This is a genomic window from Bradyrhizobium guangzhouense (assembly GCF_004114955.1).
In the GTDB taxonomy this organism is placed as follows: Bacteria; Pseudomonadota; Alphaproteobacteria; order Rhizobiales; family Xanthobacteraceae; genus Bradyrhizobium; species Bradyrhizobium guangzhouense.
In genome coordinates this window covers 2,427,085-2,452,742 of record NZ_CP030053.1, presented here as the reverse complement: position 1 = coordinate 2,452,742, position 25,658 = coordinate 2,427,085, and the positions used below count along the sequence as shown (strand labels likewise).

23 protein-coding genes are annotated in these 25,658 nt (G+C 64.0%); 12 read left to right on the top strand and 11 right to left on the bottom strand.

Annotation, left to right across the window (positions count from 1 at the left end):
* Positions 1–67 precede the first annotated feature (67 nt).
* On the top strand, positions 68–1,798 hold the full coding sequence (locus XH91_RS11745) for a caspase family protein (protein ID WP_128950746.1): 1,731 nt from the start codon (positions 68–70) through the stop codon (positions 1,796–1,798).
* 196 nt (positions 1,799–1,994) lie between these two features.
* Here the strand turns inward: XH91_RS11745 and XH91_RS11740 are convergent, their stop codons facing one another.
* The 6 genes from XH91_RS11740 to XH91_RS11715 form a co-directional block, all read right to left on the bottom strand.
* On the bottom strand, positions 1,995–3,113 hold the full coding sequence (locus XH91_RS11740; protein WP_128950745.1) for a cobalamin-independent methionine synthase II family protein: 1,119 nt from the start codon (positions 3,111–3,113) through the stop codon (positions 1,995–1,997).
* Between the two features lie 80 nt (positions 3,114–3,193).
* A complete protein-coding gene (locus XH91_RS11735; RefSeq protein WP_128950744.1) occupies positions 3,194–3,910 on the bottom strand; it encodes an ABC transporter ATP-binding protein in 717 nt (238 codons plus the stop codon).
* The gene (locus XH91_RS11730) at positions 3,903–4,658 is read right to left on the bottom strand and encodes an ABC transporter ATP-binding protein (protein WP_128950743.1); all 756 of its coding nucleotides are present in this window, start codon (positions 4,656–4,658) and stop codon (positions 3,903–3,905) included. The genes XH91_RS11735 and XH91_RS11730 overlap by 8 nt, the downstream gene beginning before the upstream one ends.
* Positions 4,655–5,683: a branched-chain amino acid ABC transporter permease gene (locus tag XH91_RS11725; protein WP_128950742.1), complete on the bottom strand. Its 1,029-nt coding sequence runs from the start codon at positions 5,681–5,683 to the stop codon at positions 4,655–4,657. Before XH91_RS11725 ends, XH91_RS11730 begins: the two co-directional genes overlap by 4 nt.
* A gap of 8 nt (positions 5,684–5,691) precedes the next feature.
* Complete coding sequence (locus XH91_RS11720; RefSeq protein WP_128950741.1) at positions 5,692–6,561, bottom strand: branched-chain amino acid ABC transporter permease; 870 nt, start codon at positions 6,559–6,561, stop codon at positions 5,692–5,694.
* A 133-nt stretch (positions 6,562–6,694) separates the two neighbouring features.
* Positions 6,695–7,879 (bottom strand): ABC transporter substrate-binding protein, encoded by a 1,185-nt coding sequence (locus XH91_RS11715; protein ID WP_128950740.1) that lies wholly within the window; start codon positions 7,877–7,879, stop codon positions 6,695–6,697.
* 532 nt (positions 7,880–8,411) lie between these two features.
* Between XH91_RS11715 and XH91_RS11710 the strand changes: the two genes are divergently transcribed.
* Positions 8,412–8,696, top strand: coding sequence for a hypothetical protein (locus XH91_RS11710; protein ID WP_128950739.1), 285 nt, complete (start codon positions 8,412–8,414; stop codon positions 8,694–8,696).
* Positions 8,697–8,794: 98 nt separating this feature from the next.
* Here XH91_RS11710 and purU read toward each other — a convergent pair whose 3' ends face one another.
* On the bottom strand, positions 8,795–9,658 hold the full coding sequence (gene purU / locus XH91_RS11705) for a formyltetrahydrofolate deformylase (protein WP_128950738.1): 864 nt from the start codon (positions 9,656–9,658) through the stop codon (positions 8,795–8,797).
* Positions 9,659–9,821: 163 nt separating this feature from the next.
* Between purU and XH91_RS11700 the strand changes: the two genes are divergently transcribed.
* The gene (locus XH91_RS11700) at positions 9,822–10,664 is read left to right on the top strand and encodes a uroporphyrinogen-III synthase (protein ID WP_128950737.1); all 843 of its coding nucleotides are present in this window, start codon (positions 9,822–9,824) and stop codon (positions 10,662–10,664) included.
* A 123-nt stretch (positions 10,665–10,787) separates the two neighbouring features.
* Positions 10,788–12,050 (top strand): MFS transporter, encoded by a 1,263-nt coding sequence (locus XH91_RS11695; RefSeq protein ID WP_128950736.1) that lies wholly within the window; start codon positions 10,788–10,790, stop codon positions 12,048–12,050.
* Here XH91_RS11695 and XH91_RS11690 read toward each other — a convergent pair.
* A complete protein-coding gene (locus XH91_RS11690; RefSeq protein ID WP_128950735.1) occupies positions 12,047–12,721 on the bottom strand; it encodes a Crp/Fnr family transcriptional regulator in 675 nt (224 codons plus the stop codon). The two genes, XH91_RS11695 and XH91_RS11690, sit on opposite strands and share 4 nt — an antisense overlap.
* A gap of 335 nt (positions 12,722–13,056) precedes the next feature.
* Here XH91_RS11690 and XH91_RS11685 point away from each other — a divergent pair, with 335 nt between their 5' ends.
* From XH91_RS11685 to XH91_RS11660, 6 genes are all read left to right on the top strand, one after another.
* Positions 13,057–13,878 carry an ABC transporter ATP-binding protein gene (locus XH91_RS11685; protein WP_128950734.1) on the top strand — a complete coding sequence of 274 codons (822 nt, stop codon included), beginning with the start codon at positions 13,057–13,059 and terminating at the stop codon, positions 13,876–13,878.
* Complete coding sequence (locus XH91_RS11680; protein WP_128950733.1) at positions 13,875–15,806, top strand: long-chain fatty acid--CoA ligase; 1,932 nt, start codon at positions 13,875–13,877, stop codon at positions 15,804–15,806. The genes XH91_RS11685 and XH91_RS11680 overlap by 4 nt, the downstream gene beginning before the upstream one ends.
* Before the next feature lie 100 nt (positions 15,807–15,906).
* Positions 15,907–16,800 (top strand): branched-chain amino acid ABC transporter permease, encoded by an 894-nt coding sequence (locus XH91_RS11675; protein ID WP_057749289.1) that lies wholly within the window; start codon positions 15,907–15,909, stop codon positions 16,798–16,800.
* Positions 16,801–16,803: 3 nt separating this feature from the next.
* Positions 16,804–17,877, top strand: a complete 1,074-nt coding sequence (locus tag XH91_RS11670; RefSeq protein ID WP_128950732.1) for a branched-chain amino acid ABC transporter permease — start codon at positions 16,804–16,806, stop codon at positions 17,875–17,877.
* A 42-nt stretch (positions 17,878–17,919) separates the two neighbouring features.
* The gene (locus XH91_RS11665) at positions 17,920–19,203 is read left to right on the top strand and encodes an ABC transporter substrate-binding protein (RefSeq protein WP_128950731.1); all 1,284 of its coding nucleotides are present in this window, start codon (positions 17,920–17,922) and stop codon (positions 19,201–19,203) included.
* Positions 19,204–19,347: 144 nt separating this feature from the next.
* Positions 19,348–20,187 carry an ABC transporter ATP-binding protein gene (locus tag XH91_RS11660; RefSeq protein WP_128950730.1) on the top strand — a complete coding sequence of 280 codons (840 nt, stop codon included), beginning with the start codon at positions 19,348–19,350 and terminating at the stop codon, positions 20,185–20,187.
* 3 nt (positions 20,188–20,190) lie between these two features.
* Here XH91_RS11660 and XH91_RS11655 read toward each other — a convergent pair whose 3' ends face one another.
* Positions 20,191–21,342, bottom strand: a complete 1,152-nt coding sequence (locus tag XH91_RS11655) for an AGE family epimerase/isomerase (RefSeq protein ID WP_164938265.1) — start codon at positions 21,340–21,342, stop codon at positions 20,191–20,193.
* An 86-nt stretch (positions 21,343–21,428) separates the two neighbouring features.
* Between XH91_RS11655 and XH91_RS11650 the strand changes: the two genes are divergently transcribed.
* Positions 21,429–22,652 (top strand): phenylacetate--CoA ligase family protein, encoded by a 1,224-nt coding sequence (locus XH91_RS11650; protein ID WP_128950728.1) that lies wholly within the window; start codon positions 21,429–21,431, stop codon positions 22,650–22,652.
* Between the two features lie 19 nt (positions 22,653–22,671).
* Here XH91_RS11650 and fcl read toward each other — a convergent pair whose 3' ends face one another.
* A complete protein-coding gene (gene fcl / locus XH91_RS11645) occupies positions 22,672–23,622 on the bottom strand; it encodes a GDP-L-fucose synthase (RefSeq protein ID WP_430648548.1) in 951 nt (316 codons plus the stop codon).
* Positions 23,603–24,673 (bottom strand): GDP-mannose 4,6-dehydratase, encoded by a 1,071-nt coding sequence (gene gmd, locus XH91_RS11640; protein WP_128950726.1) that lies wholly within the window; start codon positions 24,671–24,673, stop codon positions 23,603–23,605. Before gmd ends, fcl begins: the two co-directional genes overlap by 20 nt.
* Positions 24,674–24,846: 173 nt before the next feature.
* Here gmd and XH91_RS11635 point away from each other — a divergent pair, with 173 nt between their 5' ends.
* Entirely contained in the window at positions 24,847–25,461 is a 615-nt protein-coding gene (locus XH91_RS11635) for a D-glycero-alpha-D-manno-heptose-1,7-bisphosphate 7-phosphatase (protein WP_347339928.1), read from the top strand.
* The last annotated feature ends 197 nt before the right edge of the window (positions 25,462–25,658 follow it).

Sequence of the window (25,658 nt, the reverse complement as noted above, 5' to 3'; positions counted from 1 at the left end):
CGATGGGCGCGTGAACCCCGACGTATTGCCCGACAACAAACAAGCACCTCTCCTCAAGGAAATCACCATGAGCCGCCTGCTCGTCGCGCTCGCCCTGCTCGTCGCAACTCTGTGGTCGGCGCCCTGCTCGGCCCAGTCGCGCGGCCAGCTGGGGCCGCTCTGCACAACCGAGACCACGCCGGCGGACCAGATGGTCGACGCCTGCACCAAGATCATCGCCCTGAAGGCTTTCAAGGGCGAGCAGCTCGCGACCGTCTATTTCTGGCGCGCGGTGGGCTGGAACAAGAAGGGCGACTACGCCAAGGTCATTGCCGACACCACCGAGGCGATCCGGCTGCAGCCGAGCCAGCCCGTCTACAACTTGCGGGGCTCGGCCTATTACGACAAGGGCGACTACGACATCGCCATCGCCGATTTCGACGATGCGCTGAAGCTCGGGCCGCCGAGCGCCAGCATCTTCCACAATCGCGGCAATGCCTGGCGCGGCAAGCACGACTACGCCAAGGCGATTGCCGATTACGATGCCGCAATCAAGGCCGATCCGAAATCGGCGTTCTCGTTGCTGAATCGCGGCGTCTCGAAAGAGGCCCTCGGCGATCTCGACGGTGCGCTCGCCGACATCAACCAGGCGATCCGGCTCGATCCGACGCTGCCGCAGCCGCTGATCAGCCGCACCTCGATCTGGCGCGCCAAGGGCGATCTCGATCGCGCCATTGCCGACGGCAGCGACGCGATCCGGCTCGCCAAGGAGAAACCGCCCGTCAACATCATGACGCCGCCGAACAGCGTGCTGATCTCCGGCTACACCCATCGCGCGCTGGCCTATGAAGCAAAAGGCGACTACGCGCGCGCGAAGGACGATTATAACGCCACGCTCGCGATCGTGGCGTCCGATGCCGTCAGCAAGGCCAATCAGGCCACCGCAAAGGTGCGGTTGTCGCTGGTGACGGACGCAGCCGCGCCGATCCCGCGCGATGCACCCTCCCCGACGACGCAACCGGCGGCCGCGGCGGCTCCGCAGCAGACGGACGCAGCACCTGCGCCGTCTCCCGCGCCCTCGCCTGCGCCGGCCGTTCGCGGCAGCCGCATGGCGCTCGTGATCGGCAACGGTGCCTATGCCCATGTGAAGGCGCTGCCCAATCCGCCCAACGACGCGCGCGCGGTCGCAAAGAGTCTGCGCGACATCGGCTTCACGGTGTCGGAGGGTGTCGACCTCGACCGCGCCGCGATGCAGAAGATGACGCGCGACTTCCTGCGCGAGGCCGCACGGGCGCAGGTGGCGCTCGTCTACTATGCCGGCCACGGCGTGCAAATCGACGGCCGCAACTATCTCATTCCCGTCGACGTTGCGCTGAAGCCAGGCAGCAGCATGACCGAGGCCATGATCGACATGGACACGATCATGGCGGGCCTCGACGACCAGGTTCGCACCAACATCTTGATCTTCGATGCCTGCCGCAACAACCCGATGGCGCAGCAGGTCGCGGCTGCTGGCGGAAGTCGCGGCATTGAAGGCGCCTCGGGCCTCGCTGCTCCGTCGAGCCTCGGATCCGGTGCAACGCTGGGGGCCGGCACGCTGATCGCGTTCGCGACCGCGCCGGGTCAGGTCGCGCTCGATGGCGAAGGCGCCAACTCCCCCTTCTCCGCCGCGCTGTCCCGCCACCTCGGCACGCCGGGCCTGGAAGTGCAGCAGATGCTCACGCGGGTGCGGGCCGAAGTGGTCGCGACCACGAAGAACAAGCAGGTGCCGTGGTCGAATTCGTCGCTGCTGGGCGAGGTCTATCTGGCGGAGAAGTGAGGATGGCTTGCGTAGCCGATTTGAACGCCGCGCTACTCACCCGACACCCAAGTGTCGTCGCCCGGCTTGACCGGGCGATCCAGTAGTCCGTGACGCCAGTCATTCACGGAGAGGCCGCGGCGTACTGGATTCCCCGCCTTCGCGGGGAATGACATCAGTGTGAGGTGAGGACTCGCCGTCACTCACGCGCCGGAGCTCAGTTGCCCCAAACTTCCTTCGCGATCTCGACCGCCAGGCTCAGCTTGGCCCACTGCTCTTCCTCGGAGAGGATGTTACCCTCTTCCGTCGAGGCGAAGCCGCACTGCGGCGACAGCGCGAGCTGCTCCAGGGGAGCGAACTTGGAAGCCTCTTCGAGACGACGCTTGATGTCGTCCTTTTTCTCGAGCTCGCCGAACTTCGAGGTGATGACGCCGACCACGACGACCTTGTTGCCCTTGGGCAGGAAGCGCAGCGGCTCGAAGCCGCCGGCGCGGTCAGAGTCGTATTCGAGGAAGTAGCCGTCGTAATTGGTGCCGGCGAGCATGGTCTCGGCCACCGGCTCGTAGCCGCCCGAAGAAATCCAGGTCGAGCGGAAATTGCCGCGGCAGACATGCGTCGTCACCACCATGTCGGCAGGCTTCTCGGCCAGCGCATAGTTGATGATGCGGGCATAGATCTGCTGGAGGCCGTCCGGGTTGTCGCCGCGCTCACGCGCCTTCTGCAATTCGTCCGGCGAGCACAGATAGGCCCACACGGTGTCGTCGAACTGCAGGTAGCGGCAGCCGGCGTCGTAAAACGCCTTCACGGCCTTGCGGTAGGTCTTGCCCAGATCCTCGTAGAAGGCGTCGAGATCGGGATAGATATCCTTGGAGATCGCCTTGCGGCCGCCGCGGAAGTGCAGAACGGCTGGCGAGGGAATCGTCATCTTGGCGGTGACGTGGGCCTGGTCGGCGACCTTCTTCAGGAAGCGGAAGTGGTCGAGCATCGGGTGATTGTCGGGGAAATCGAGCTTGTCGATCACCCGCACCGCGTCGTGACGGGTCTGTACGCCCGCGAACTGGATGCCCGTGTCGGGATGGAACAGCTCGCAGCCGGTGAGCTTGGCCAGGAAGTCGAAATGCCACCATGAGCGGCGGAATTCGCCGTCGGTCGCGAGCTTCAGGCCAACCGAGGCCTGCTTGTGCACGACCTTCTCGATCTCCATGTCCTCGATCTTGCGCAGATCGTCGGCCGAGATCTCACCCTTCTCGAGCTTCGCGCGTGCGTCCTTGATCTTGGCAGGGCGCAGGAGGCTGCCGACCTCGTCGGCACGGAAGGGGGCTTTGGTTCGCTGCATGTCTTAACTCCCAAGATATTTTCTATAGCGTTTTCAAGCGAAGTGGAGACCGGTTCGCGCGAAGAAAACGCGTCGGACAGTTAGTGGGCCGCCGCCCCTGCGACGCCGAGGTGGCGGTCCAGGACCGACGGGTCGGCCTTCAGCGCGGCGCTCGGGGCGTCGTGGACGATCGTTCCGCGCTCCAATATCACAACACGGTCGGCGAGCCCCAGAATCTTTTGCGCGTTCTGCTCGACGATGATAGAGCAGATGCCACCGGCCCGGGTGATTGTCCCGATTGCCTTCAGAAGCTCCTCGACGATGATGGGCGCCAGGCCCTCGGTCGGCTCGTCCAGCAGCAGGACCTTCGGGTTGAGGGTCAGCGCGCGGCCGATCGCCAGCATCTGCTGCTCGCCACCGGAGAGCTGGTTGCCGAAATTGCTGCGGCGTTCTTTCAGCCGCGGGAACATCTCATAGACCTTCTCGACGGTCCAGGGACCGGGCTGCGCCACCGCGGTCATATTCTCTTCCACCGTCAGCGAGCGGAAGATGTTGCGCTCCTGCGGCACCCAGCCGATGCCGGCACGCGCCCGCTGGTCGGGCCGCAAGCTCGTGACGTCGGTGCCCGCGAGCGTGACCGAGCCCGAGAAGCGACGGGTGACGCCGACGATGGAGTTGATCAGCGTGGTCTTGCCCGTGCCGTTGCGGCCCAGCAGCGCCAGCACCTGCCCCTCGGCCAGGTTCAGCGTCATCTTCGGCAGCACCACCGCCTCGCCATAGCCGGCGCGAAGCTGGTCGATTGCGAGCAGGTCAGACATTGACCGCCTCCTCGCCGAGATAGACCGCCTTCACCTGCGGATCGCGCGCGACTTGCTCGGGTGCCCCTTCGGTCAGCAATGCGCCGGAGACCAGCACCGAGATGCGGTCGGCGAAGGAGAACACGAGGTCCATGTCGTGCTCGATCAGCAGCACCGTGACGTCGCGCGGCAGGCTGCCGACGACGGCGAGAATGTCGTGGCGCTCGCTCTCGGGCACGCCGGCGGCGGGCTCGTCGAGCAGCAGCACGCGCGGCTTGGCGGCGATCGCGACCGCGATCTCCAGCAGGCGCTGCTTGCCGTAAGGCAGCGTCACGGTCAGCTCGTTCATGACGTCGAGCAGATGGAAGCGCGTCAGGAGATCGGCGATCTCGCCGTTGACGTCGCTGCGCGTACCCATCCGCCGCCACCAGTCGCCGCCATGGCCGAGGCGCTCGGAGGCGGCAAGGCCGATGGTCTCCAGCGGGGTGAGATCAGGATAGAGCTGGTTGATCTGGAAGGTGCGCGACAGTCCGCGCAGCACGCGCTTGTGCACGGGCAGATCGGTGATGTCCTGGCCTTCGAGCAGGATGCGGCCCGAGTTCGGCTTGAGCACGCCGGTGAGCTGGTTGATCACGGTGGTCTTGCCGGCGCCGTTCGGGCCGATCAGCGCATGGCGGGCGCCCTGCTCGATCCTGAGCGACAGGTCGCGGGTGACACGCAGACCACCGAAGGTCTTTTCGAGGTTTTGGGTTTCGAGGGCGATGGTCATGCGTCGCTCTCCGGCACTGATACGACCGCCTTGCGTCCCGCAAGCTGCTTGATCAGCAAATTGGGCAGGAACAGCACGCCATAGTGCAGGCGCTGGCGGCCGACCAGCACGATCACGACCAGCACGAGGCCGATCCAGAACTGCCAATATTGCGGGGTGATGGTGGAGAATATCTCCTGCAGCATGCGGAAGATCACCGCGCCGATCAGCCCGCCATAGAGATAGCCGGTGCCGCCGATGACGAGCACCAGCATCAGATCGGCGGAGCGATCGAATGCGAACACATCGAGCGAGGCGATCGCGGTGGTCTGAGCGAACAGGGCACCCGCGATGCCTGCATAGAACGCAGCGAGCGTATAGATCGCGACCAGACGGCGGTTGACGGGAATGCCGATGGCTGCTGCCCGCAACGGATTGTTCTTGATCGCACGCAGCGACAGGCCGAATGGCGAGTGCACGATGCGGCGGGCGAGCAGAAACAGCACGAACAGCACGGCCAGCGAATAGAAGAACCCGGCCTTGCCGAACATGTCGAACGGGATCGCGCCGAGGATCGGCTGCATCTCGATGCCCTGCAGGCCGTCGGTGCCGCCGGTGATGTTGGAGAAGCGTTCGGCGAGCGCCTCCAGCAGCAGAGCAATGCCGAGCGTCACCATCAGGCGCGTCAGGTCGACGCCGCGGATCACCAGGAAGCTGGTGGCAAAGCCGAGCACCATGGCGGCGAGGCCCGCCGCGATCAGCGCCAGCACCGGCTCGTTGATGACGCCATGAAGGGCAAGAAGTCCCGCGACATAGGCGCCGACGCCGAAGAAGGCGGCGTGGCCGAGCGAGACGATGCCGGCATAGCCGAGGATGAGATCGAGCGACATCGCAAACAGCGCCAGCCGCAGGATGTCGGTCATGATCAGATAGCGCGAGGGAAACAGAAAGCCGCAGGCGAGCACGACGAGCCAGAAGGCGGCCTCGCCATAGTGCCAGCGCGCCTGCCGCTGGGCGTGATAACCGACGTCGGACGAAGCGTTCATCGGCAAGCTCAACGCGCAGCCGTGCGGCCGAACAGGCCGTTCGGGCGCCAGATCAGGATCACGATCATCATTGTGTAGATCACGAAGGGTCCCATCTTCGGCACGTAATATTTGCCGGCGACGTCACCGATGCCGAGCAGAAGCGAGGCCAGGAACGGGCCTGTTATCGAGGAGGAGCCGCCGACGGTGACCACAATCAGGAAGTAGATCATGAACTTCAGCGGAAAGTACGGATCGAGACCGAGAATCTCCGCGCTCAGCGCTCCGCCGAGACCGGCAAGCCCGCATCCGAAAGCGAAGGTGAAGGCGAACACCTGCGGCACGTTGATGCCGAGACCGCTCGCGGCACGGGGATCATCGACCGCGGCGCGCAGGCGGCTGCCGAAACGCGTCTTGGCCAGCACCATCTGCAGGCCGATCGTGAGCAGGCCGCAGATTACGATGATCATCAGCCGGTAGCGGCCGATGCCGACGCCGAACAGGTCGAACTGGCCCTCCAGCGCGGCCGGCAAATTGATGAAGACACGCGAGGAGCCCTGGATGTAGTCGACGGCCGCGACCGACATGAACGTCAATCCGATCGTGAACAGCACCTGATCGAGATGGCTGCGCGCATAGAGGTGGCGATAAAGCGTGCGCTCGAGCACGATGCCGATCACCGCGGACGAGACGAAGGCGAGCGGCAATGCCGCGAAGAACGGCCAGCCGTGCTGGTTCACCAGCAGCATGCAGACATAGCCGCCGGCCATGGCGAAGGCGCCATGGGCGAGATTGACGAAGTTCATCAGGCCGAGCGTGACCGCGAGCCCGCAAGCGAGCACGAACAGCAGCATGCCGTAGGCAACGCCATCGAACAGGTTGGTGAGGATTGAGGTCATCGAAGGTGGATCGATCCTGATAGACGCTCGTCATTCCGGGGCAGCGCGCAGCGCTGAACCCGGAATCCGTTTCATCAATTTCGAGATCCCGGGTTCGCGCCAAGCGCGCCCCGGGATGACCCGCTTTCGCGGGTCACTTCTTCGTCTTGCCGGGATCCTTGACGGCCTCGAAGACCTGGAACTCGACATTGTAGAGTTCGCCGTCGGACTTCGACCTTGCGACCCTGCGGATATAGATATTCTGGATGATGTCGCGCGTCTCCGGATCGATCGAGATCGGGCCGCGCGGGCTCTCCCACTTCTGACCCTTCATGGCTTCGACCAGCTTGGTGCCGTCGGTGTCGCCACCCGTCTTCTTCAGCGCCTCGTAGATCAGGTGAATGCCGTCATAGCCGCTCACCGCCATGAAGCCCGGACGGCTGTTGAAGGCCTTCTTGTACGCCGCCACGAAGTCCTTGTTCATCTGGGAGGGATGGGCCGCGGAATAGAGATGCGCGGTCACGGTGCCGATCACGGCGTCGCCCATGTTGTTGAGGAGATCGTCGTCGGTGACATCGCCCGGCCCGATCACCTTGATGCCGGCCTTGTCGAGGCCGCGCTCGGCATATTGCTTCATGAAATTGCCGCCCTGACCGGCCGGCACGAACACGAAGATCGCGTCGGGCTTGGCGTCCTTCATGCGCTGGAGGAACGGCGCGAAGTCAGGATTTTGCAGGGGAACCTTGACCTCTTCGACCACCTCGCCGCCGCCGGCGGTGAAGTGCTCCTTGAAGAAGTTGAGCGCGTCGTTGCCCGGCGCGTAATCCGAGGTCAGCGTCGCCACCTTCTTGATGCCGTTCTGCGCCGCCCAGTCGCCGATGATGGTGGAGGATTGCGCAAGCGTGAAGCTCGTGCGCACGATATAGGGCGAGCGCTCGGTGATGATGGAGGTGCCCGCCGCCATCACGACTTCCGGAATCTTCGCTTGCGTTGCGAGCGGCGCCGCGGCGAGCGCCGCCGGCGTAACGCCGAAGCCGGCGATGAAGTTGACCTTGTCGTTGACGATCAGCTCCTGCGCGGCGGTCTTGGTCTTGTCCGGGATCGCCGCATCGTCCTTGACGATGATCTCGACCTTCTTGCCGGCGACGGTGTCGCCGTTCTGCTGCATGTAGAGCTTGATCGCGTTCTCGATCTGCTTGCCGGTCGATGCCTGGCCGCCGGTCATCGGCAGGATCAAGCCCACCTTGACGGTGTCTTCCGCTTTGGCCGGCGTAAGGCCTGCAAGGCCCGCGATGGCGGCAATGGCAGCTGCCCGAGAAAACGTTTTGTGTTCGAACATCAGATGTCCCTCCCCTTCATTCCTGACCTTCTTGTGCGGTGGACCGATTGCCTCGGTCCTTGCCTGACTTTAACCCACGCACGAGCGATATCGCGCGCCACATGGCGTCTTTCGCGCCCTCATTGTCAATCGGACGTTTGGCGACCATTCCGCGCAATGCCCGCGCGTTCCGGTTACCAACATTGGAAAGCGATCTCGCGGTCACGCCGGGGTAACCCGAGCCCCGAGCTCGCTCCATCATTTGTACGATTGTACAAATGAAATGGAGCTGTCAACGAAAAAGCCCTCGCGCCTGCTAAGCAGATTGTCGCGAGCCGGCGGCCGCAGTCTAGGAAGACGCCCGCCTGCGTGGATGGAGGATTTCGTCTTTCATTTGCAGAATTCGGACATCGGGGGAAAACCGATCTTGATACATCAAGGTATTCTTATACCTACCTCGAATAAGTCTATTTTACCTTGTTGAAGGCTACCGTTCCGGCAGCGCCGTTCGTCCGCGGCGTCAGGTCCTTCGTCCCGATTGCAGCGCCCAAACATGTCCAGACGTTTCCGTTCCATCGTGTCCCTGCTCGCGCTCGCCGCGGGCCTGTCCGGCTGCGGCACGGTCAACGAAAAACTCTCGGCTGGCATGGGTGATTACATCCCGCAATGGGCCGGCGGCCTGCCGGCGGATGCCCCGCCCCGGCCGGGCACGCCGCAATACGATGCCTATATGAAGGAGCGCGAGCGCAAGCGGCTGATGCCCGCGGCGGATCGCGACAAGGAAGAGCAGGCGGAGAAGGGCGCCACCGGGTCGACGTCGGGCGACGCGGTGCATTGAGGAGCAGCCGTCATTCCGGGATAGTCCGAAGGACCAGACCCGGAATCTCGAGATTCCGGGTTCGATGCTCGCGCATCGCCCCGGAATGACTCGCACGATCAATCCACGAACACCACGGTCTTGCGGCCGTTGAGGATGACGCGGTCGTCGAGGTGATAGCGGATCGCGCGCGCCAGCACGCGGCGCTCGATGTCGCGGCCTTTGCGCACGAGATCCTCAGGCGTGTCGCGATGGCTGATGCGCTCGACGTCCTGGTCGATGATCGGACCTTCGTCGAGATCGCGGGTGACGTAATGGGCGGTGGCGCCGATCAGCTTCACGCCGCGCTCATGGGCCTGGTGATAGGGCTTTGCGCCCTTGAAGCCCGGCAGGAACGAGTGGTGGATGTTGATGCAGCGACCGGACAGTTTTGCCGACAGATCGTCCGACAGGATCTGCATGTAACGGGCGAGCACGACCAGATCGGTCCCGGTCCTGGCGACGAGATCGAGGATCTGCGCCTCCTGCTCGCGCTTGGTCTCCTTGGTGACAGGCAGATAGTGGAACGGGATCTCGCCGAAATCGAGCCCGGCATAGACCTCGCGCGGGTGGTTGGAGACGATCGCGGCGAGCGTCATCGGCAATTCGCCGGTGCGCCAGCGATAGAGGATGTCGACCAGGCAGTGGTCGGACTTCGACACCAGCAGCATCACCTTGCGATGCGCGGCGCGGTCGCGCATCTGCCACTCCATGCCGAAGCGCTCGGCGATCGCGGCAAAGCCGGTCTGGAGCGCGGACAGTTCCACGGCGAGATCGGCCGCGGTGAACACCACGCGCATGAAGAATTTCTTGGTTTCGACGTCGTCGAACTGCTGGGCGTCGAGAATGTTCTGTCCGGAGTTCGCCAGGAAGGTCGACACCGCCGAGACGATGCCGGGACGATCTGGACAGGACAGGGTCAGCACGTATTGGTGATTGGGCATGGCTGTTGAAGAGATTGGCTCTTGACGAAGGATTGGGCAGCGGCGCGCGAAACACCCCGCGATTTTGCGCCCTGCTCTAGCACCACCCCACCCTTGCGCCAATCCCGACGACGGAGTCAGGATGAATGGACGATTGCGATTTTGGACCGACCGGAGCACGCCCATGGCCGACCGTTTGAACGGCACCCGCATCCTGATCCTGGAAACCCGCGAGGAGGCGCAGTTCTCAAAGCTCCTGGCCGAGCAAGGCGCCGAGGTCGTGCAATGTCCGATGTTCACCATCCAGGATGCCCCGGACCACGTTCCGGTCGAAGCCTGGATCCGCCGCGCCATCGACAAGCCGTTCGACGACCTCGTGCTGATGACCGGAGAGGGCCTGCGGCGGATCATGAAGCTCGCGCGCACGCGCGGGCTCGACCAGGCTTTTATCGCAGCGCTGGCCAAATCGCGAAAATTCACCCGCGGGCCGAAACCCGGCAAGGCGCTGCGCGAAATCTCGCTCGAGGCACAGCAGACCACGGAGAAGCCGACCACCGATGGCGTGATCGAGATGCTGGGCAAGCTCGATTTGAACGGGCATCGCCTCGGCCTCCAGCTTTATCCCGACAAGGACCACAGCGCGCTGACCGGCGCGCTGGCCGCGCAAGGTGCAGAGGTCGATACCGTGCTGCCCTACGTCTACGACTCCAAAGCTGCGGACGCCAATATCGTCGCCGCCATCGACGATATGGCCGAGGGACGGATCGATTGCATCGCGCTGACCAATCTCGGTCAGGTTCGCCGGCTGATCGAGGCCGCCAAGGCGCATGGCAGCGAGGCGAAGCTGCGCGCGGGATTTGATCGGACACTGATTGCCTCTGTCGGACCGGCCGTCTCCGGCGAACTCGCCGCGCATGGTTTGCGCACCGACGTATCGCCCGCCGATGAAGCCTTCTTCATGCGTCCCCTGATCTCGGCGATGGCCGCGGCGCTGTCCGAGCGAAAGCAGCAGGCCGCGGCGAGGTAGACGCCGAGCGCAGGGGCGGCCCGCAACGGCTGCGATTGACACGCCCATCGCCAGCGTTAGTTTGCCCGGTATCAAGAAGAAACAACCCAGGCAGGGAATCGCCGTGACACGCGTCCTCGCGTTGTGAGCGCAGCCGCACGGCGTTCGGCGCTCGCACCATTCCGCATCCGCAACTATCGCTTCCAGTGGCCGTCGGATCTGCTCACCTCCTGGGCGTTCGAGATCGAGACGCTGGTGCTCGGCTGGTACATCTTGGTCGAAACAGGCTCGGTGCTGCTGCTGACCGTTCTCGCCTCGCTGCAATATTTGGGAACGCTGATTGCACCGGCGCTCGGCATGGTTGGTGATCGCATCGGTCACCGCGACCTCCTCGTCGTGCTGCGTCTCACCTATACGGTGCTCGCCTCGACCATCATGGTGCTGGCGCTGACCGGTCACCTGGCGCCGCTCAACGTCATGATCATCGTGACGATCATGGGCCTGATCCGTTCCTCCGATCTCGGCCTGCGCAGCGCGCTGCTTGCCGACATCATGCCGGCCGAGCTGCTGGTGGGGGCGATCAGCCTGTCGCGCACGACCCAGGACAGCGCGCGCATCGCAGGGGCGCTGACGGGAGCCGGACTGTTTGCCGTACTTGGCATTGGCCTCGTCTACACGGCGGTTGCCAGCCTCTACCTCGTGGCGGCAATTCTCATGTCCTGCCTGACCCGACCGGAAAGGACCATTGCCACGACCGATCTGCCGGCGAACAGCCGCGCTCTTTCAAAACTGCTCGACGAACTGAAGGAAGGGATCGTCTACGCCTGGAATGGCCCCGGAATGGGCGCCGCGCTGTGCGTCGCCTTCCTCGCCAATCTCACCGCATTTCCCTTCACCGGCGGATTGCTGCCCTATATCGCGCGCGAAATCTTTCACACCGACCAGACCGGCCTCGGTTATCTCTCGGCGAGCTTCGCCGTCGGTTCGCTGATCGGCTCGATTACCCTCAGCCTGGTCAGCGGATTGCGCATCGCCCGTCTTTTGATCGGCGCCACGCTGGCCTGGTACACGCTGTTGCTGGTATTCGTCGAAATCAGAACCATGCCAGTCGCGATGGCCTGCCTCGTACTGGCCGGCATCGCCCAAAGCATGTCGATGATCTCGGCCGCCGTGATCCTTATGAGGACGGCCAGCGCGCATCTGCGCGGTCGCGTGATGGGCGTGCGCATGATGGTGATCTACGGCCTGCCGATCGGATTGCTCGCGGCCGGCAGCCTGATCGACATCATCGGCTATTCCGCGACGGGATCGCTCTATGCCGCCGCCGGCTTCATCGCGATGCTGGCGATCGCGATCCGCTGGCGCGCCGACCTCTGGCCGGTCCACGCGCCCGCCAATGCGCGCTAATCCCCGTATCCGCGCAGCCGCTCGACGTTGAGGATGGTGACGCCACCATACTCCAGCCTCAGCAGACCCTCCTTCTCCAACCGGTTCAATGCGCGGTTGGCGTTCTGCCTGGACATGCCGGAGAGCGCGCCGATCTCCTCCTGGGTGATCTCCAGATGCGCGGTCGATTCCGGATAGAGGATCGGGTTGAACAGCGAGGCGATGCTGCGGGCAAGGCGCGAGGTCGCATCCAGAGTACGATTGACCTCGAGCATGCCGATGAACTGGCCGAGCCGCTCATTGAGCTGGCGCACCAGGAAGCGGTTGAAGCCGACGCTGTTCTCGAACAGCCACATGAAGGCGCTGCGTTCCATCAGCGCAACGCGGCTGTCGCGCAGCGCGACCACGTCGTAGCGGCGCAGCTCGTTCTTGAGCACGCTGCCTTCGCCGAACCAGGCGCCTGCCGTGAGCCCGGCAAGGCTGGTCTCCTTGCCGTCGCGCGACACCCCGCCCATGCGGGCAAGGCCGCTCACCATGCCGGCCCAATAATCGAATTTGTCGCCGCGCATGAACACGGTCTCGCCGGTGCCGTAGGACCGTTCGGTGATCCCGGCGCGGGCGACCTCGATCTCCGCCGACGTGAGCTCGCGCGACCAGGCGGCGACGCGCCTCAGTTGATCCTCTGAAATCATGATCGAGAGGCCAGCCGCACCGCTTCGTCACTCCATCCTTCTGTTGCATTGCAACATGATCATTCCCGCCACCATCCTACGAAAGAGGGAGACCGCGGCCGCCCGAAAACTTTGTCGCAGAATTGTCAGGCCGGAGACATTTCAAAATAGCGCTTTCCCCTATTGAGAACCACCTCGGGCGATGCGGCTTTTGATCCCAAACGGGGCGAAAGCGGAGCGGGTCTGGTCGGGACCATGTGCTGCATGGCCTCACCGGGACGACCGTACTAGGATCGCTCGGGAAGAATCGACGAAGAGCGCCGCTGAATGCGCCATCACCGGGAGGGAATTGTTTGGTGGCTACCAGTCTCGAAGTGCGCGGCGTGTCCTTGCGATTCGGCGGCGTTCGCGCGCTGACCGACGTCAGCTTCTCGATCCGCGAGGGCGAGCTGTTCTCGATCATCGGCCCCAACGGCGCCGGCAAGACCTCGATCGTGAATTGTATTTCCGGCCGCTATAAGCCGACTGAAGGCCAGCTGTTCTACCAGGGCCGCGACATCACGGGGCTGACGCCGAATGCGCGCCCCAAGCTCGGCATCGGCCGCACCTTCCAGAACCTGGCGCTGTTCCACCATATGAGCGTGCTCGACAACATCATGGTCGGGCGCCATCACCTGCTCAAGAACAACTTTCTCACCGGCTCGCTGTACTGGCTCACCGGCGCGCGCAAGGAAGAGCTCGCGCATCGCCGCAAGGTCGAGGAGATCATCGACTTCCTTGACCTCCAGTCGGTGCGCAAGGCGACGGCCGGCACCCTCTCCTACGGCCTGCGCAAGCGCGTCGAGCTCGCCCGCGCCATGGCGCTGGAGCCGCGCCTCATCCTCCTCGACGAGCCGATGGCCGGCATGAACTTCGAGGAGAAGGAGGACATGGCCCGCTACATCGTCGATCTCAACGAGGAGTTCGGGATGACGGTGGTGATGATCGAGCACGACATGGGCGTCGTGATGGACATCTCCCACCGCGTCATGGTGCTGGATTTCGGTCGCAAGATCGCCGAGGGCGATCCGGCTGCCGTTCTTGCCGACCCGCACGTCAAGCGCGCCTATCTCGGCGAAGAGGACGAGGTTCTGGTCGATCCCGATGATGCCCCGCCGGCACAGGAGAGCGCGGCATGATGGATTACGCAGGGCGCGTCACGCAGGCCGACACCTATCCGAAGATGCTCCGCCTGAACGCGAAGGAGCATGGCAACGAGATCGCGCTGCGCGAAAAGGACCTCGGCCTCTGGCGTCCCTTCACTTGGACCGATTACCAGACCCGCGTGCGCGACTTCGCGCTCGGCCTGATCGAGCTGGGCCTTGGCCGCGGCGATGTCATCGGCATTATCGGCGATAACAGGCCGGACTGGGTGGCGGCGGAGGTAGCCACCCACGCGATCGGCGGACTGAGCCTCGGGCTCTATCGCGACGTCCTCGACGAAGAGGCCTCCTATCTCCTCAACTACGGCGAAGCGCAGCTGGTCTTCGCCGAGGACGAGGAGCAGGTCGACAAGCTGCTGGCGCTGGCCGAGCGCGTGCCTGATCTCAAGCACATCATCTATTCCGACCCGCGCGGCATGCGGAAATATGACGACCCGCGCCTGATGTCGGCGGAGAAGTTTGCCAAGCTCGGCCGCGCCCGGGCCGCGCGCGAGCCGGAGCTCTACGACCGCCTTGTCGATGCCACCAAAGGTGAGGACGTCGCGATCCTCTGCACCACGTCGGGCACGACGTCGCATCCGAAACTCGCGATGCTCGCCGCCGGCCGCGTGCTCGGCCATTGCGCGACCTATCTCGCCTTCGATCCGAAGGGACCCGACGACGAATACGTCTCGGTGCTGCCGCTGCCCTGGATCATGGAACAGGTCTACGTGCTCGGCAAAGGCCTGCTCTGCCGGATGAAGATCAACTTCGTCGAAGAGCCTGACACCATGATGAACGATCTGCGCGAGATCGCGCCGACATTCGTGCTCTTTGCGCCCCGCGTCTGGGAATCCATCGCCGCCGACGTCCGCGCCAAAGTGATGGATGCGACGCCGTTCAAGCAGCGCCTGTTCGATATCGGCATGAACAGTGGCCTCGCCGCACTCGAACAGGGCAAGCGCTCCGGCTTTGCCGACGCGATCCTGTTCCGTGCGCTCCGCGACCGGCTCGGGTTCACGCGGCTGCGCTCCGCCGCGACCGGCGGCGCAGCGCTCGGGCCCGATACGTTCAAGTTCTTCCAGGCGATGGGCGTGCCGCTGCGCACACTCTACGGTCAGACGGAATTGTTAGGGGCATACACGCTCCACCCCGAGGGCAAGGTCGACCCCGACACGACAGGCGTGCCGATGGCCGACAATGTCGAGATCCGCATCGACAATGCCGACGTCCATGGCGTCGGCGAGATCGTGGTGCGGCACCCCAACATGTTCCTCGGCTATTACAAGAACCCGGAAGCGAGCGTTGCCGACATCAGGGACGGCTGGATGCTGTCGGGCGACGCCGGCTATTTCAACGATAACAAGCAGCTCGTCGTCATCGACCGCATCAAGGACCTCGCCGAGACCTCGCGCGGCGAGCGCTTCTCGCCGCAGTTCATCGAGAACAAGCTGAAGTTCTCGCCCTATATCGCCGAAGCCGTGGTGCTGGGCGCCGGCCGCGACGCGCTCGCGGCGATGATCTGCATCCGCTACTCCATTATCTCGAAATGGGCGGAGAAGAATCGGCTCTCCTTCACGACCTATAGCGACCTCGCCTCCCGCCCTGAGGTGTATGCGCTGGTTCAGAAGGAAGTCGAGACCGTCAACGCCACGCTGCCACCGGCGCAACGCATCTCGCGTTTCCTCTTGCTATACAAGGAGCTCGACGCCGACGACGGCGAGCTCACCCGCACCCGAAAGGTGCGCCGCGGCGTCATCAACGAGAAATACGCTGAAATCATCGACGCCATCTATCGCGGCGATGCCGACATCCCCGTCGACACCGTGATCCGCTTCCAGGATGGCACCACGCAGCGCGTGCGGACGACATTGCGTGTGGTGGATCTCGGCGGCCGTGGGCCCATGGCGGAGGCTGCGGAGTGATGCAGCCAGACAAGCACGCCACTCCCCCTCACCCGCCGCGCGTTCCGCGCGTCGGCCTCTCCCCGCAAGCGGAGAGAGGCGAAGATAGCACGGAATCAACATGAACACCGCCTTCCTCATTCAGCTCCTGGTCAACGGTCTCGTGGTCGGCACGCTCTATGGCGTGGTCGCGATGTCATTCGTGCTGATCTACAAGGCGACGCAGGTCGTCAATTTTGCGCAAGGCGAGCTGCTGCTGGTCGGCGCCTGGGTGTGCTGGGCGCTGCTGGCCAAATACCAGGTGCCGTTCTGGATCGGCATGCCGATCACGCTGGTGTTCATGTTCGTGTTCGGCATCGCGATCCAGGTCCTCATCCTGCGGCCGATGATCGGCGAGCCCATCATTTCCGTCATCATGGTGACGATCGGCCTCTCTACCGTGCTGCAGGCGACGTTGAAATGGATGTTCGGCGTCAATCCGCAGCCGTTCCCGCGCGTGTTCGAGAGCCAGTCCGTCGGACTGTTCGGCCTCCAGATCCAGACCGTCTATGTCATGAGCCTCGTCGTCTCGCTCGCGATGATGATCGGCATGGCCTGGTTCTTCCGCGCCTCGAAGTACGGCCTTGCGATGCGGGCCACCGCGTTCAACCAGCAGGTGGCGCAGTCGCTCGGCATCTCCGTGAAGAGCGTGTTCGCGATGGCCTGGGCGATCTCGGCGACCGTCTCGGCGGTCGCAGGCGTCGTCGTCGCCGTGGTGAACGGCGTTTCGTCGGGCCTTGCGGCCTACGGCATCAAGGTGTTTCCGGCGGCGATCCTGGGCGGGCTGGATTCCGTCGGCGGCGCCGTGCTCGGCGGCATCATCATCGGCCTGCTCGAGAACGTCGCGCAATATGTCGACAGCCAGTACCTGCACTGGGGCAATCTCTACGAGATCGCGCCGTTCTACGTCCTCATCATCGTGCTGATGATCAAGCCTTACGGCCTGTTCGGCACCCACGACATCGAGCGGATCTGATCCATGGCCGGCCCTGCCCTCATCCCTGCTGGTGATTTCCGCACCTCCTACGCGGCCGACACCACGATCTTCCCGACCACGACCAGCCGCAACTTCGCGATTCTAGGCGTGCTGCTGCTCTGCCTCGTGCCGCAGGTTCTCGGCGGCTACTGGCTCAGCATCCTGATCCAGATCGGCATCTTCTCGATCGCGGCGCTTGGCCTCAACATTCTGGTCGGCTTCACCGGCCAGATCTCCATCGGCCACGCCGCCTTCTTCCTACTCGGCGCCTTCACGTCCGCCTACATCTCCAACAACGCGCCGATCCCGGTGTTCTTCGCGATCCCGCTCGCCGGCGTCGTCACCGCGCTGGTCGGGCTGATCTTCGGTATTCCCGCGGCGCGGCTCAAGGGTCTCTATCTCGTCATTGCGACGCTCGCCGCGCAATACATCCTGCTCGACTTCTTCTCCCGCGCCGAATGGTTTTCCGGCGGCTCGGTGCCGGCAAGCGCAAATCCGTTCTCGATCTTCGGCTATACGCTGCACGGCGATAAGCAATATTTCTACGTCGTGCTGGCCTATGTGCTCGCGAGCTACATTCTCGTTACCAACCTGATGCGCACGCGCGACGGCCGGGCACTGGTGGCGATCCGCGACCATTATCTCTCCGCCGAAATCATGGGCATCAACCTCACCAAATACCGCACGCTGTCATTTGGCCTCGCCGCCTTCTTCGCCGGAATTGCCGGCGCGCTCTACGCGCATTACCAGCAGGTCGTGTCGCAGGAAGGCTTCGGCATCGAGCGCTCGATCCTGTTCCTGGCCATGATCATCATCGGCGGCACCGGCTCGATCATGGGCACGCTGATGGGCACCGCCTTCGTGGTGCTGCTGCCGGAATCCATGGAATGGATGAGCCTGCACCTTAAGGGCGGCGCGATCGATCAGGCGCTGTCGCTCAACAATAACCTGACCTTCCTGCGCGAGATCGCGATCGGGCTCATCATCATCGTGTTCCTGATGTTCGAGCCTGATGGGCTTGCCCATCGCTGGCGTCAGATCAAGGCCTATTGGAAACTCTACCCGTTCTCTTATTGAGCGCGGCTATCTCGACAAACCAATAACAGGAGGAGACGACCAATGAAGACAAAGGCCCTTTTGAGCACCGCCTCACTCGCGCTCGCGATCGCCGCATTTTCTGCGAGCGCGCAGGCGCAGATCGCGATTGGCCATCTTGAAGACCGCTCGGGGGGTACCGCCGACGTCGGCACACCGTTCGGGCAGGCCGTTGCCGACACCTTCGCCTGGGTCAACAAGAACGGCGGCGTCGGCGGCAAACAGTTGAACGTCGACACCAACGACTACGGCTACCAGGTGCCGCGCGCGATCGCGCTCTACAAGAAGTGGTCAGCACCGGACAACAAGGTTGCCGCCATCATGGGCTGGGGCACGGCGGATACCGAAGCACTGACCGGCTTCCTCGCCCAGGACAAGATCCCTGATATGTCCGGCTCATACGCAGCAGCCCTGTCGGATCCTGAGGGCACCAGCGGCAAGGCCAAGCCTGCGCCCTATAATTTCTTCTACGGTCCCACCTATTCGGACGCGCTGCGTGCGATGCTGATGTGGGCGGCCGAAGACTGGAAGGCCAAGGGCAAGCCCGGCAAGCCGAAATACGTCCACATGGGCGCCAACCATCCCTATCCTAACGCCCCGAAGGCTGCCGGCGAGGCGCTGGCCACCGAGCTCGGCTTCGAAGTTCTGCCACCGCTGGTCTTCGCGCTGAGCCCCGGCGACTACAGCAGCCAGTGCCTGAGCCTGAAGAGCTCGGGTGCGAATTACGCCTATCTCGGCAATACGCCTCAGTCCAACGTGTCGGTGCTGAAGGCCTGCAAGGCGGCGAACGTGGACGTCCAGTTCCTCGGCAACGTCTGGGGCATGGACGAGGCCGGCGCCAAGGCTGCCGGCGACGCCGCCGACGGGGTGGTGTTTCCCCTACGCACGGCCGTGAGCTGGGGCGGCGATGCGCCCGGCATGAAGACGGTGATGGAAATCTCCAAGATGTCCGATCCCACCGGCAAGGTCTACCGCCCCGTGCACTACGTCGCGGCCGTCTGCTCGGCGCTCTACATGAAGGAAGCACTCGATTGGGCGGCCAAGAACGGCGGTGCCACCGGCGAGAACGTCGCCAAGGGCTTCTACCAGAAAAAGGACTGGGTGCCGGCCGGGATGGAAGGCGTCTGCAATCCCTCGACCTGGACCGAGAAAGACCATCGCGGGACCATGAAGGTCGATCTCTATCGCACGAGGGTGTCGGGCGCGACCGATGGCGACATCAACGATCTGATGGGCAAAGGCTCGATCAAGCTGGAGAAGGTCAAATCGGTCGATCTGCCTCGCAAGCCGGAATGGTTTGGCTGGTGAGCCTCGCCGTTTCCCTACGCACAACTGTCATCCCCCGCGAAAGGCGGGGGATCCAGTACGCCGCGGCTTCTCGATGAGTCTCCGGCGCCTCTGGAATACTGGGTCGCCCGGTCAAGCCGGGCGACGACAGCGGAGTCATAAAGCATGACCGACACCCTCGAGACATCTCGCGCCAAGCCGACCGCCGTACCACCCCCGTCCCTCCTCGCCGTGCGCAACATCGAGGTCGTCTATGACGATGTCATCCTGGTGCTGCGCGGCCTCAGCCTCGACGTGCCCAAGGGCGCGATCGTCGCGCTGCTCGGGGCCAACGGCGCCGGCAAGTCGACGACGCTGAAGGCGATCTCGGGCCTGCTCAAGACCGAGGACGGCGACGTCACGCGCGGCGAGATCCTGTTCGAGGGCGAGCCCATCGCTGGCATCGATCCCGACAAGATCGTCCGCCGCGGCATTTTCCAGGTGATGGAGGGCCGGCGCATCGTCGCCGACATGACGTCGCTGGAAAACCTCAGGCTCGGCGCCTTCACCCGCAAAGACCGTGGGGTCGATGCCGACCTCGACATGGTCTTCAATTATTTTCCGCGCCTGAAGGAGCGGACCGGATTGGCCGGCTATCTCTCCGGCGGCGAGCAGCAGATGCTGGCGATCGGCCGCGCGCTGATGGCGCGCCCGAAGATGATCTTGATGGACGAACCCTCGATGGGCCTGTCGCCGCTGCTGGTGAAGGAGGTGTTCTCCATCATCCAGAAGATCAACCGCGACCTCGGCGTCACCATCCTGCTGGTCGAGCAGAACGCGCGCGCCGCGCTGTCGGTGGCAAGCCACGGCTACATCATGGAGCAGGGCAAGGTCGTGCTCGACGGTACCGCCGACGAGTTGCGCGACAACGAGGACGTCAAGGAATTCTATCTCGGCGGCGCCGGCGACCAGCGCAAGAGCTTCAAGAACCTCAAGAGCTTCAAGCGGCGCAAACGGTGGCTTTAATTCTCAACCGAGCACCTGATCCGCTTCCGTGACCGCGCAGAGAACATGATAGAACGACGACGCAGGAATGGTGTCGATCAGCGATTTTCCGTCGCTGTCGAACTGGTCGTACCAGCCGCCCCGCACGGGATGGCTGAGGTAGTGTCGCTCGAGCCGCACCAGCGCCGCGCGCGCTTGCTCCGCCGCGCCCGCCTCGCCGGACTCGGCCTGCGCGATCCACGCCTTCGCGATCTCGGTCTGCGGCCACAGCCGGCGCGTCGAGCGGCGGATGTTGCCGGCATCGTCGCCCTCGTCGACGAGACAGCCGGTAGCCGCATCGCGGTAGCGCATCGCGGTCGCAAGCAACTCGGCGCGCCGCTGTCCGGTCGGGCAGCCGGTGATGCGCTCAAACCCTTTCAGCAGCCAGACCCACTCCGCCTGGTGGCCGGCCTCGACGCTGACGGGCGCGATCTTCGACCAATCCTCCTCGAAATATTCCCCGAGCGCGCACGTCCGCTTGTCGTAGAGATTGGCGAGGAACAGCGCGAAGAACTCGCCGGCGCGATTCTGGAACGACAGATCATGGGTCGCGTCGAAACACGCGATCATCGCCTCGAACAGATGCATGTGCGGGTTCTGCCGGCGCGGCAGCGACACCGGCAGGCCCTCGTGGACGCCGCCATGCGGCGAACGCAGATGGCCGTCGAGGAAGGCAAGCAACGCGTCGATCTCGGCGCGAACTTGCGCGTCCTTGTCGAGCGAATAAACGGTCGCCAGCGCAAACAGGATGAAGGCGTGATCGTAGGCATCGCGCCGCGAGTCCAGCACCGTGCCTTCAGGCGTCAGACGGTGCACATAGCCAGGCTTGCCGTCGGGCGCCTTGGCCTTCGCGAGCATGTATTCGAGCCCTTTCAGCGCGATGGCGCGGCCTTGCGGATACCACCCCATCTGCGCCGCCTTGGCGTAGCAATAGATTTGCCGCGCCTGCACGAACACGCGCCGCGGCGCGGAGACGTCAGCGGTGCCGTCGCGATGCAACCGGTCGATGAAACCACCGGTGGCGTGGTCCAAGCCGACGGTCGACCACAGCGGGATCGCGTCCTCGATCATGCGGCGCTTCAGGCGCGCGACGACCCCAGCCGCCTCCTCTACCGGAATGATGCTCTCGTCCGCCATCGCGTTCTCTCCACGCCCTACCAATGGCCGTCTGATACCCATGCAAGCGGCGGCGTGCAACGGATGCCAACCCGGAAAGATCTGCCATGACCGCCCATTACGACGCCCTCGAGACGCGCGAGCCTGCGGCGCGCGAGGCCGATCTGTTCGCCCGCCTGCCGGACGTGCTGCGCAGCGCCATGGCCGCACCTGCCTATGCCGAGCGGTTCAAGGGGATCGATCCCGCCTCCGTGACCTCCAGGGCAGCGCTGGCACGCCTGCCGGTGCTGCGCAAATCGGAACTGCCGGCCCTGCACAAGGCCGCCCAGCCCTTCGGCGGCTTCGTTGCGGCAGCCCCCGGGTCGTTCGCGCGCCTGTTCACCTCCCCGGGCCCGATCTTCGAGCCGGAAGGACGCCAGGCCGACCCCTGGCGCGGCGCGCGGGCGCTGTTTGCCGCCGGGTTCCGCCCCCAGGATATCGTGCTCAACACATTCAGCTACCACCTCACCCCCGGCGGCTTCATCTTCGATTCCTCCGCACGCGCGCTCGGCTGCGCCGTGATCCCCGCCGGCCCTGGTAATACCGAGCAGCAATTCGAGCTGATCGAGGCCTACCGGCCCGTGGGCTACAGCGGCACGCCCGATTTCCTGAAGATCCTGCTCGATGCCGCCGCGACCGCCGGCTGCGACCTCTCCTCGATCAAGCGCGCGCTGGTCTCGGGCGCAGCATTCCCGCCCTCCCTCCAGGCCGAGATCAAGGCACGCGGCATCGACGCCTACCAGGCGTTCGGCACGGCCGATCTTGGCCTCATCGCGTTCGAGACCGAGGCACGCGACGGCATGGTCGTCAACGAGGACCTGATCATGGAGATCGTCAAACCGGGCACCGGCGATCCGGTGGCGCCGGGCGATGTCGGCGACATCGTAGTGACCTCGCTCGATCCGCATCATCCCTGGATTCGACTGGCGCTCGGCGACCTCACTGCGTCCCTGCCGGGCACGAGCCCGTGCGGGCGCACCAATATGCGCATCAAGGGCTGGATGGGCCGTGCCGACCAGACCACCAAAGTCAAGGGCATGTTCGTACGCCCCGAGCAGATCGCCGAAATCGGCAAGCGCCATCCCGCGCTCGGACGACTGCGCCTTGTCGTCACCCGCCAGGGCGAGGCCGACGCGATGACGCTGAAGGCCGAGACCTGCACTTTGGACGACACGCTGCGTGAAGAGATCGCGAGCAGCCTGCGGGCCGTGACCAAGCTCGGCGGCGCCGTCGAGCTGGTTAGCCCAGGGGCGCTGCCGAACGACGGCAAGGTGATCGCAGACGAGCGGTAATCGTCCCGCCTGTGTCTGCTCATGACTGTTCGGCCGGTCGTAGGTACGCCTCGTAGGCGCGCTTCAAGCCGTCGTGAAGCGGCGTCGTCGCGCGCCAGCCGAGCTTGTCGAGCCTGCTGACATCGAGCAGCTTGCGCGGCGTGCCGTCGGGGCGCGAGGTGTCGAACGAAATCTCGCCGCGGTAGCCGACGATCCCGGCGACCACGCGCGCGAACTCGGCGATGGCGATGTCCTCGCCGGTGCCGATATTGATGAGGTCGCTGCCGGAATAGGTCTTCATCAGATGCACGCAGGCATCCGCCATGTCGTCGACATAGAGGAACTCGCGCCGCGGCGTCCCGGTGCCCCAGACGACGACGCTCTTGGCGCCGGACTCTTTCGCCTCGTGGAAGCGGCGGATCAGGGCTGCGACGACGTGGCTCAATTCGGGATGATAATTGTCGCCGGGGCCGTAGAGGTTGGTCGGCATCACGTTGATGAAGTCGCTGCCGTACTGGCTGCGATAGGCCTCCGCCATCTTGATGCCGGCGATCTTGGCGATCGCATAGGGCTCGTTGGTCGGCTCCAGCGGACCGGTGAGGACGGCATCCTCGCGCAGCGGCTGCGGCGCCAGCTTCGGATAGATGCAGGACGAGCCGAGGAACATCAACTTCTCGGCGCCGTTTTGATGCGCGGCCTGGATCACGTTCGCGGCGATCGCGATGTTGTCGTAGATGAACTCGGCGCGCAGCGTGTTGTTGGCGACGATGCCGCCGACCTTGGCCGCGGCGAGGAAAATCACCTGCGGCCGCGCGCGGGCGAACCAGTCGAACACTTGGGCCTGGTTGCAGAGATCGACCTCGCGCCGGTCGACGGTGACGAGATTGACATTCTCCCGCGCCAGCCGACGCACAATCGCGCTGCCCACCATGCCGCGATGGCCAGCGACGTAGACGCTTTTGCCTTTCAGCTCAAACGGTACGCTTGCCATTGACGACATCCCGCTTTGCCTCGGCCACATCGCTCGCCATCATCTCCTCGACGAGCTGCGCAAAAGTCCGCTTCGGCTTCCAGCCCAGAACCTGCTGCGCCTTGCAGGCATCGCCGATGAGGAGATCGACCTCGGTCGGGCGGAAATAGGTTGGGTCGATCTTCACCACTACCTTGCCGCTCTTGGCGTCGATGCCGGTCTCGTCCACGCCGGCGCCGCGCCATTCGATGTGGCGGCCGACCTGCGCGAAGGACAGCTCGACCATCTCACGCACCGAGTGCATCTCGCCGGTGGCGAGCACGAAATCGTCGGGCTCGTCGGCTTGAAGGATCATGTGCATGCCCTCGACGTAGTCCTTGGCATGGCCCCAGTCTCGCTTGGCCTCAAGATTGCCAAGATAGAGCGTCTGTTCCAAGCCGACCTCGATGCGAGCCACGCCGCGGGTGATCTTGCGGGTAACGAAGGTCTCACCGCGGATCGGGCTCTCATGGTTGAACAGGATACCGTTGGAGGCAAACATCCCGTAGGCTTCGCGGTAGTTCACCGTGATCCAGTAGCCGTAGAGCTTTGCGACGCCGTAAGGCGAGCGTGGATAGAATGGCGTGGTCTCTTTCTGCGGGATTTCCTGCACGAGGCCGTAGAGCTCGGAGGTCGAGGCCTGGTAGAACCGCGTGTCCTTCTCCATGCCGAGAATGCGGATCGCTTCCAGGAGCCTCAGCACGCCGATGCCGTCGGCATTGGCGGTGTATTCTGGGCTCTCAAAGCTGACGCCGACGTGACTCTGGGCGGCGAGATTGTAGATCTCGGTCGGCCGGATCTGTTGCACCAGGCGGATCAGATTGGTCGAATCCGTCATGTCGCCGTAATGCATCATGAACGGCACGTCGCCGACATGCGGGTCCTGATAGAGGTGATCGACGCGCGCGGTGTTGAACGAGGATGACCGCCGCTTGATGCCGTGCACGACATAACCGAGCGACAGCAGATGCTCGGCCAGATAGGCACCGTCCTGGCCGGTCACACCGGTGATGAGAGCGACGCGTTGAGTCATAGCCGACCTAGTTCTCGCAACATTTAGAATTCATGGATGCATGCAGAGCGCCGAACGAAGCGCATTCCCGTGCCCCTTCTTGGCCATATCACCCAGGGCGGGTCAACCCCGGGGAACGCCCCGAAAACCGGGATGCCGGGTGCGCGGAGACGGATTGGACCCGGGACCCAATCGTGATACTGGCACATGCAATTAGCCGCAGTGGCGGCTTCGCGCCCATCAGAGACTCACAAACTCGAGCCGAAATGTCCCAAGATAGACAGAGCCCGGCGATTGACCAGACGTTGCGCCCGGCTGTTTTCTTCGATCGTGACGGCGTTCTGAATGTCGACACCGATTATCTGTTCGAGATCGATAAATTCGTCTGGATCGATGGCGCGATTGAGGCCATCAAAGCGGCCAACGAAGCCGGCTATTTTGCCTTCGTGATCACCAACCAATCGGGCGTAGCCAGGGGCATCTACGAAGAGGCCGACATACATCGGCTACACAACTGGATGGCGCGTGAACTGGAGGCCCAGGGTGCACGCATCGATGCTTTCGAATATTGTCCGTTTCATCCCGAGGGAAGCATCGAACGTTACCGACGCGTCAGCGAACGCCGCAAGCCGCAGCCCGGCATGATCATCGACCTTCTGAACAAGTTTCCCGTCGACGCGAGCCGGAGCTTCGTAGTCGGTGACAATCCATCGGACATCGAAGCAGCGCGCGCCGCAGGCCTCCCGGGCCACGCCTTTCCGGGCGGAAATCTGCGAGATTTCATCTTGCCCCTTCTGGTAAACGGATAACGGCGTGGCGAAAGCTCCCAGTTTCATTCTCGCGACAGAATTCTATCCGCCGGACCCTAGCACGACGGCGATCTATCTCGGTGCGATCGCCAATGCGATCGCCCTCGACATGCACACAGTCGTCCTGTCGGGAACGCAGGGCTCCGCAAAGCCGAAATCCGACAACGACACGCCCGAGGTCATCGAGATCGCAAACT

Excerpts from the sequence above, each read along its gene's own strand:
- XH91_RS11745 (WP_128950746.1), top strand. The coding sequence starts at position 68 with ATGAGCCGCCTGCTCGTCGCGCTCGCCCTGCTCGTCGCAACTCTGTGG.
- XH91_RS11740 (WP_128950745.1), bottom strand. The coding sequence starts at position 3,113 with ATGCAGCGAACCAAAGCCCCCTTCCGTGCCGACGAGGTCGGCAGCCTC.
- XH91_RS11735 (WP_128950744.1), bottom strand. The coding sequence starts at position 3,910 with ATGTCTGACCTGCTCGCAATCGACCAGCTTCGCGCCGGCTATGGCGAG.
- XH91_RS11730 (WP_128950743.1), bottom strand. The coding sequence starts at position 4,658 with ATGACCATCGCCCTCGAAACCCAAAACCTCGAAAAGACCTTCGGTGGT.
- XH91_RS11725 (WP_128950742.1), bottom strand. The coding sequence starts at position 5,683 with ATGAACGCTTCGTCCGACGTCGGTTATCACGCCCAGCGGCAGGCGCGC.
- XH91_RS11720 (WP_128950741.1), bottom strand. The coding sequence starts at position 6,561 with ATGACCTCAATCCTCACCAACCTGTTCGATGGCGTTGCCTACGGCATG.
- XH91_RS11715 (WP_128950740.1), bottom strand. The coding sequence starts at position 7,879 with ATGTTCGAACACAAAACGTTTTCTCGGGCAGCTGCCATTGCCGCCATC.
- XH91_RS11710 (WP_128950739.1), top strand. The coding sequence starts at position 8,412 with ATGTCCAGACGTTTCCGTTCCATCGTGTCCCTGCTCGCGCTCGCCGCG.
- purU (WP_128950738.1), bottom strand. The coding sequence starts at position 9,658 with ATGCCCAATCACCAATACGTGCTGACCCTGTCCTGTCCAGATCGTCCC.
- XH91_RS11700 (WP_128950737.1), top strand. The coding sequence starts at position 9,822 with ATGGCCGACCGTTTGAACGGCACCCGCATCCTGATCCTGGAAACCCGC.
- XH91_RS11690 (WP_128950735.1), bottom strand. The coding sequence starts at position 12,721 with ATGATTTCAGAGGATCAACTGAGGCGCGTCGCCGCCTGGTCGCGCGAG.
- XH91_RS11680 (WP_128950733.1), top strand. The coding sequence starts at position 13,875 with ATGATGGATTACGCAGGGCGCGTCACGCAGGCCGACACCTATCCGAAG.
- XH91_RS11675 (WP_057749289.1), top strand. The coding sequence starts at position 15,907 with ATGAACACCGCCTTCCTCATTCAGCTCCTGGTCAACGGTCTCGTGGTC.
- XH91_RS11670 (WP_128950732.1), top strand. The coding sequence starts at position 16,804 with ATGGCCGGCCCTGCCCTCATCCCTGCTGGTGATTTCCGCACCTCCTAC.
- XH91_RS11665 (WP_128950731.1), top strand. The coding sequence starts at position 17,920 with ATGAAGACAAAGGCCCTTTTGAGCACCGCCTCACTCGCGCTCGCGATC.
- XH91_RS11660 (WP_128950730.1), top strand. The coding sequence starts at position 19,348 with ATGACCGACACCCTCGAGACATCTCGCGCCAAGCCGACCGCCGTACCA.
- XH91_RS11655 (WP_164938265.1), bottom strand. The coding sequence starts at position 21,342 with ATGGCGGACGAGAGCATCATTCCGGTAGAGGAGGCGGCTGGGGTCGTC.
- XH91_RS11650 (WP_128950728.1), top strand. The coding sequence starts at position 21,429 with ATGACCGCCCATTACGACGCCCTCGAGACGCGCGAGCCTGCGGCGCGC.
- fcl (WP_430648548.1), bottom strand. The coding sequence starts at position 23,622 with ATGGCAAGCGTACCGTTTGAGCTGAAAGGCAAAAGCGTCTACGTCGCT.
- gmd (WP_128950726.1), bottom strand. The coding sequence starts at position 24,673 with ATGACTCAACGCGTCGCTCTCATCACCGGTGTGACCGGCCAGGACGGT.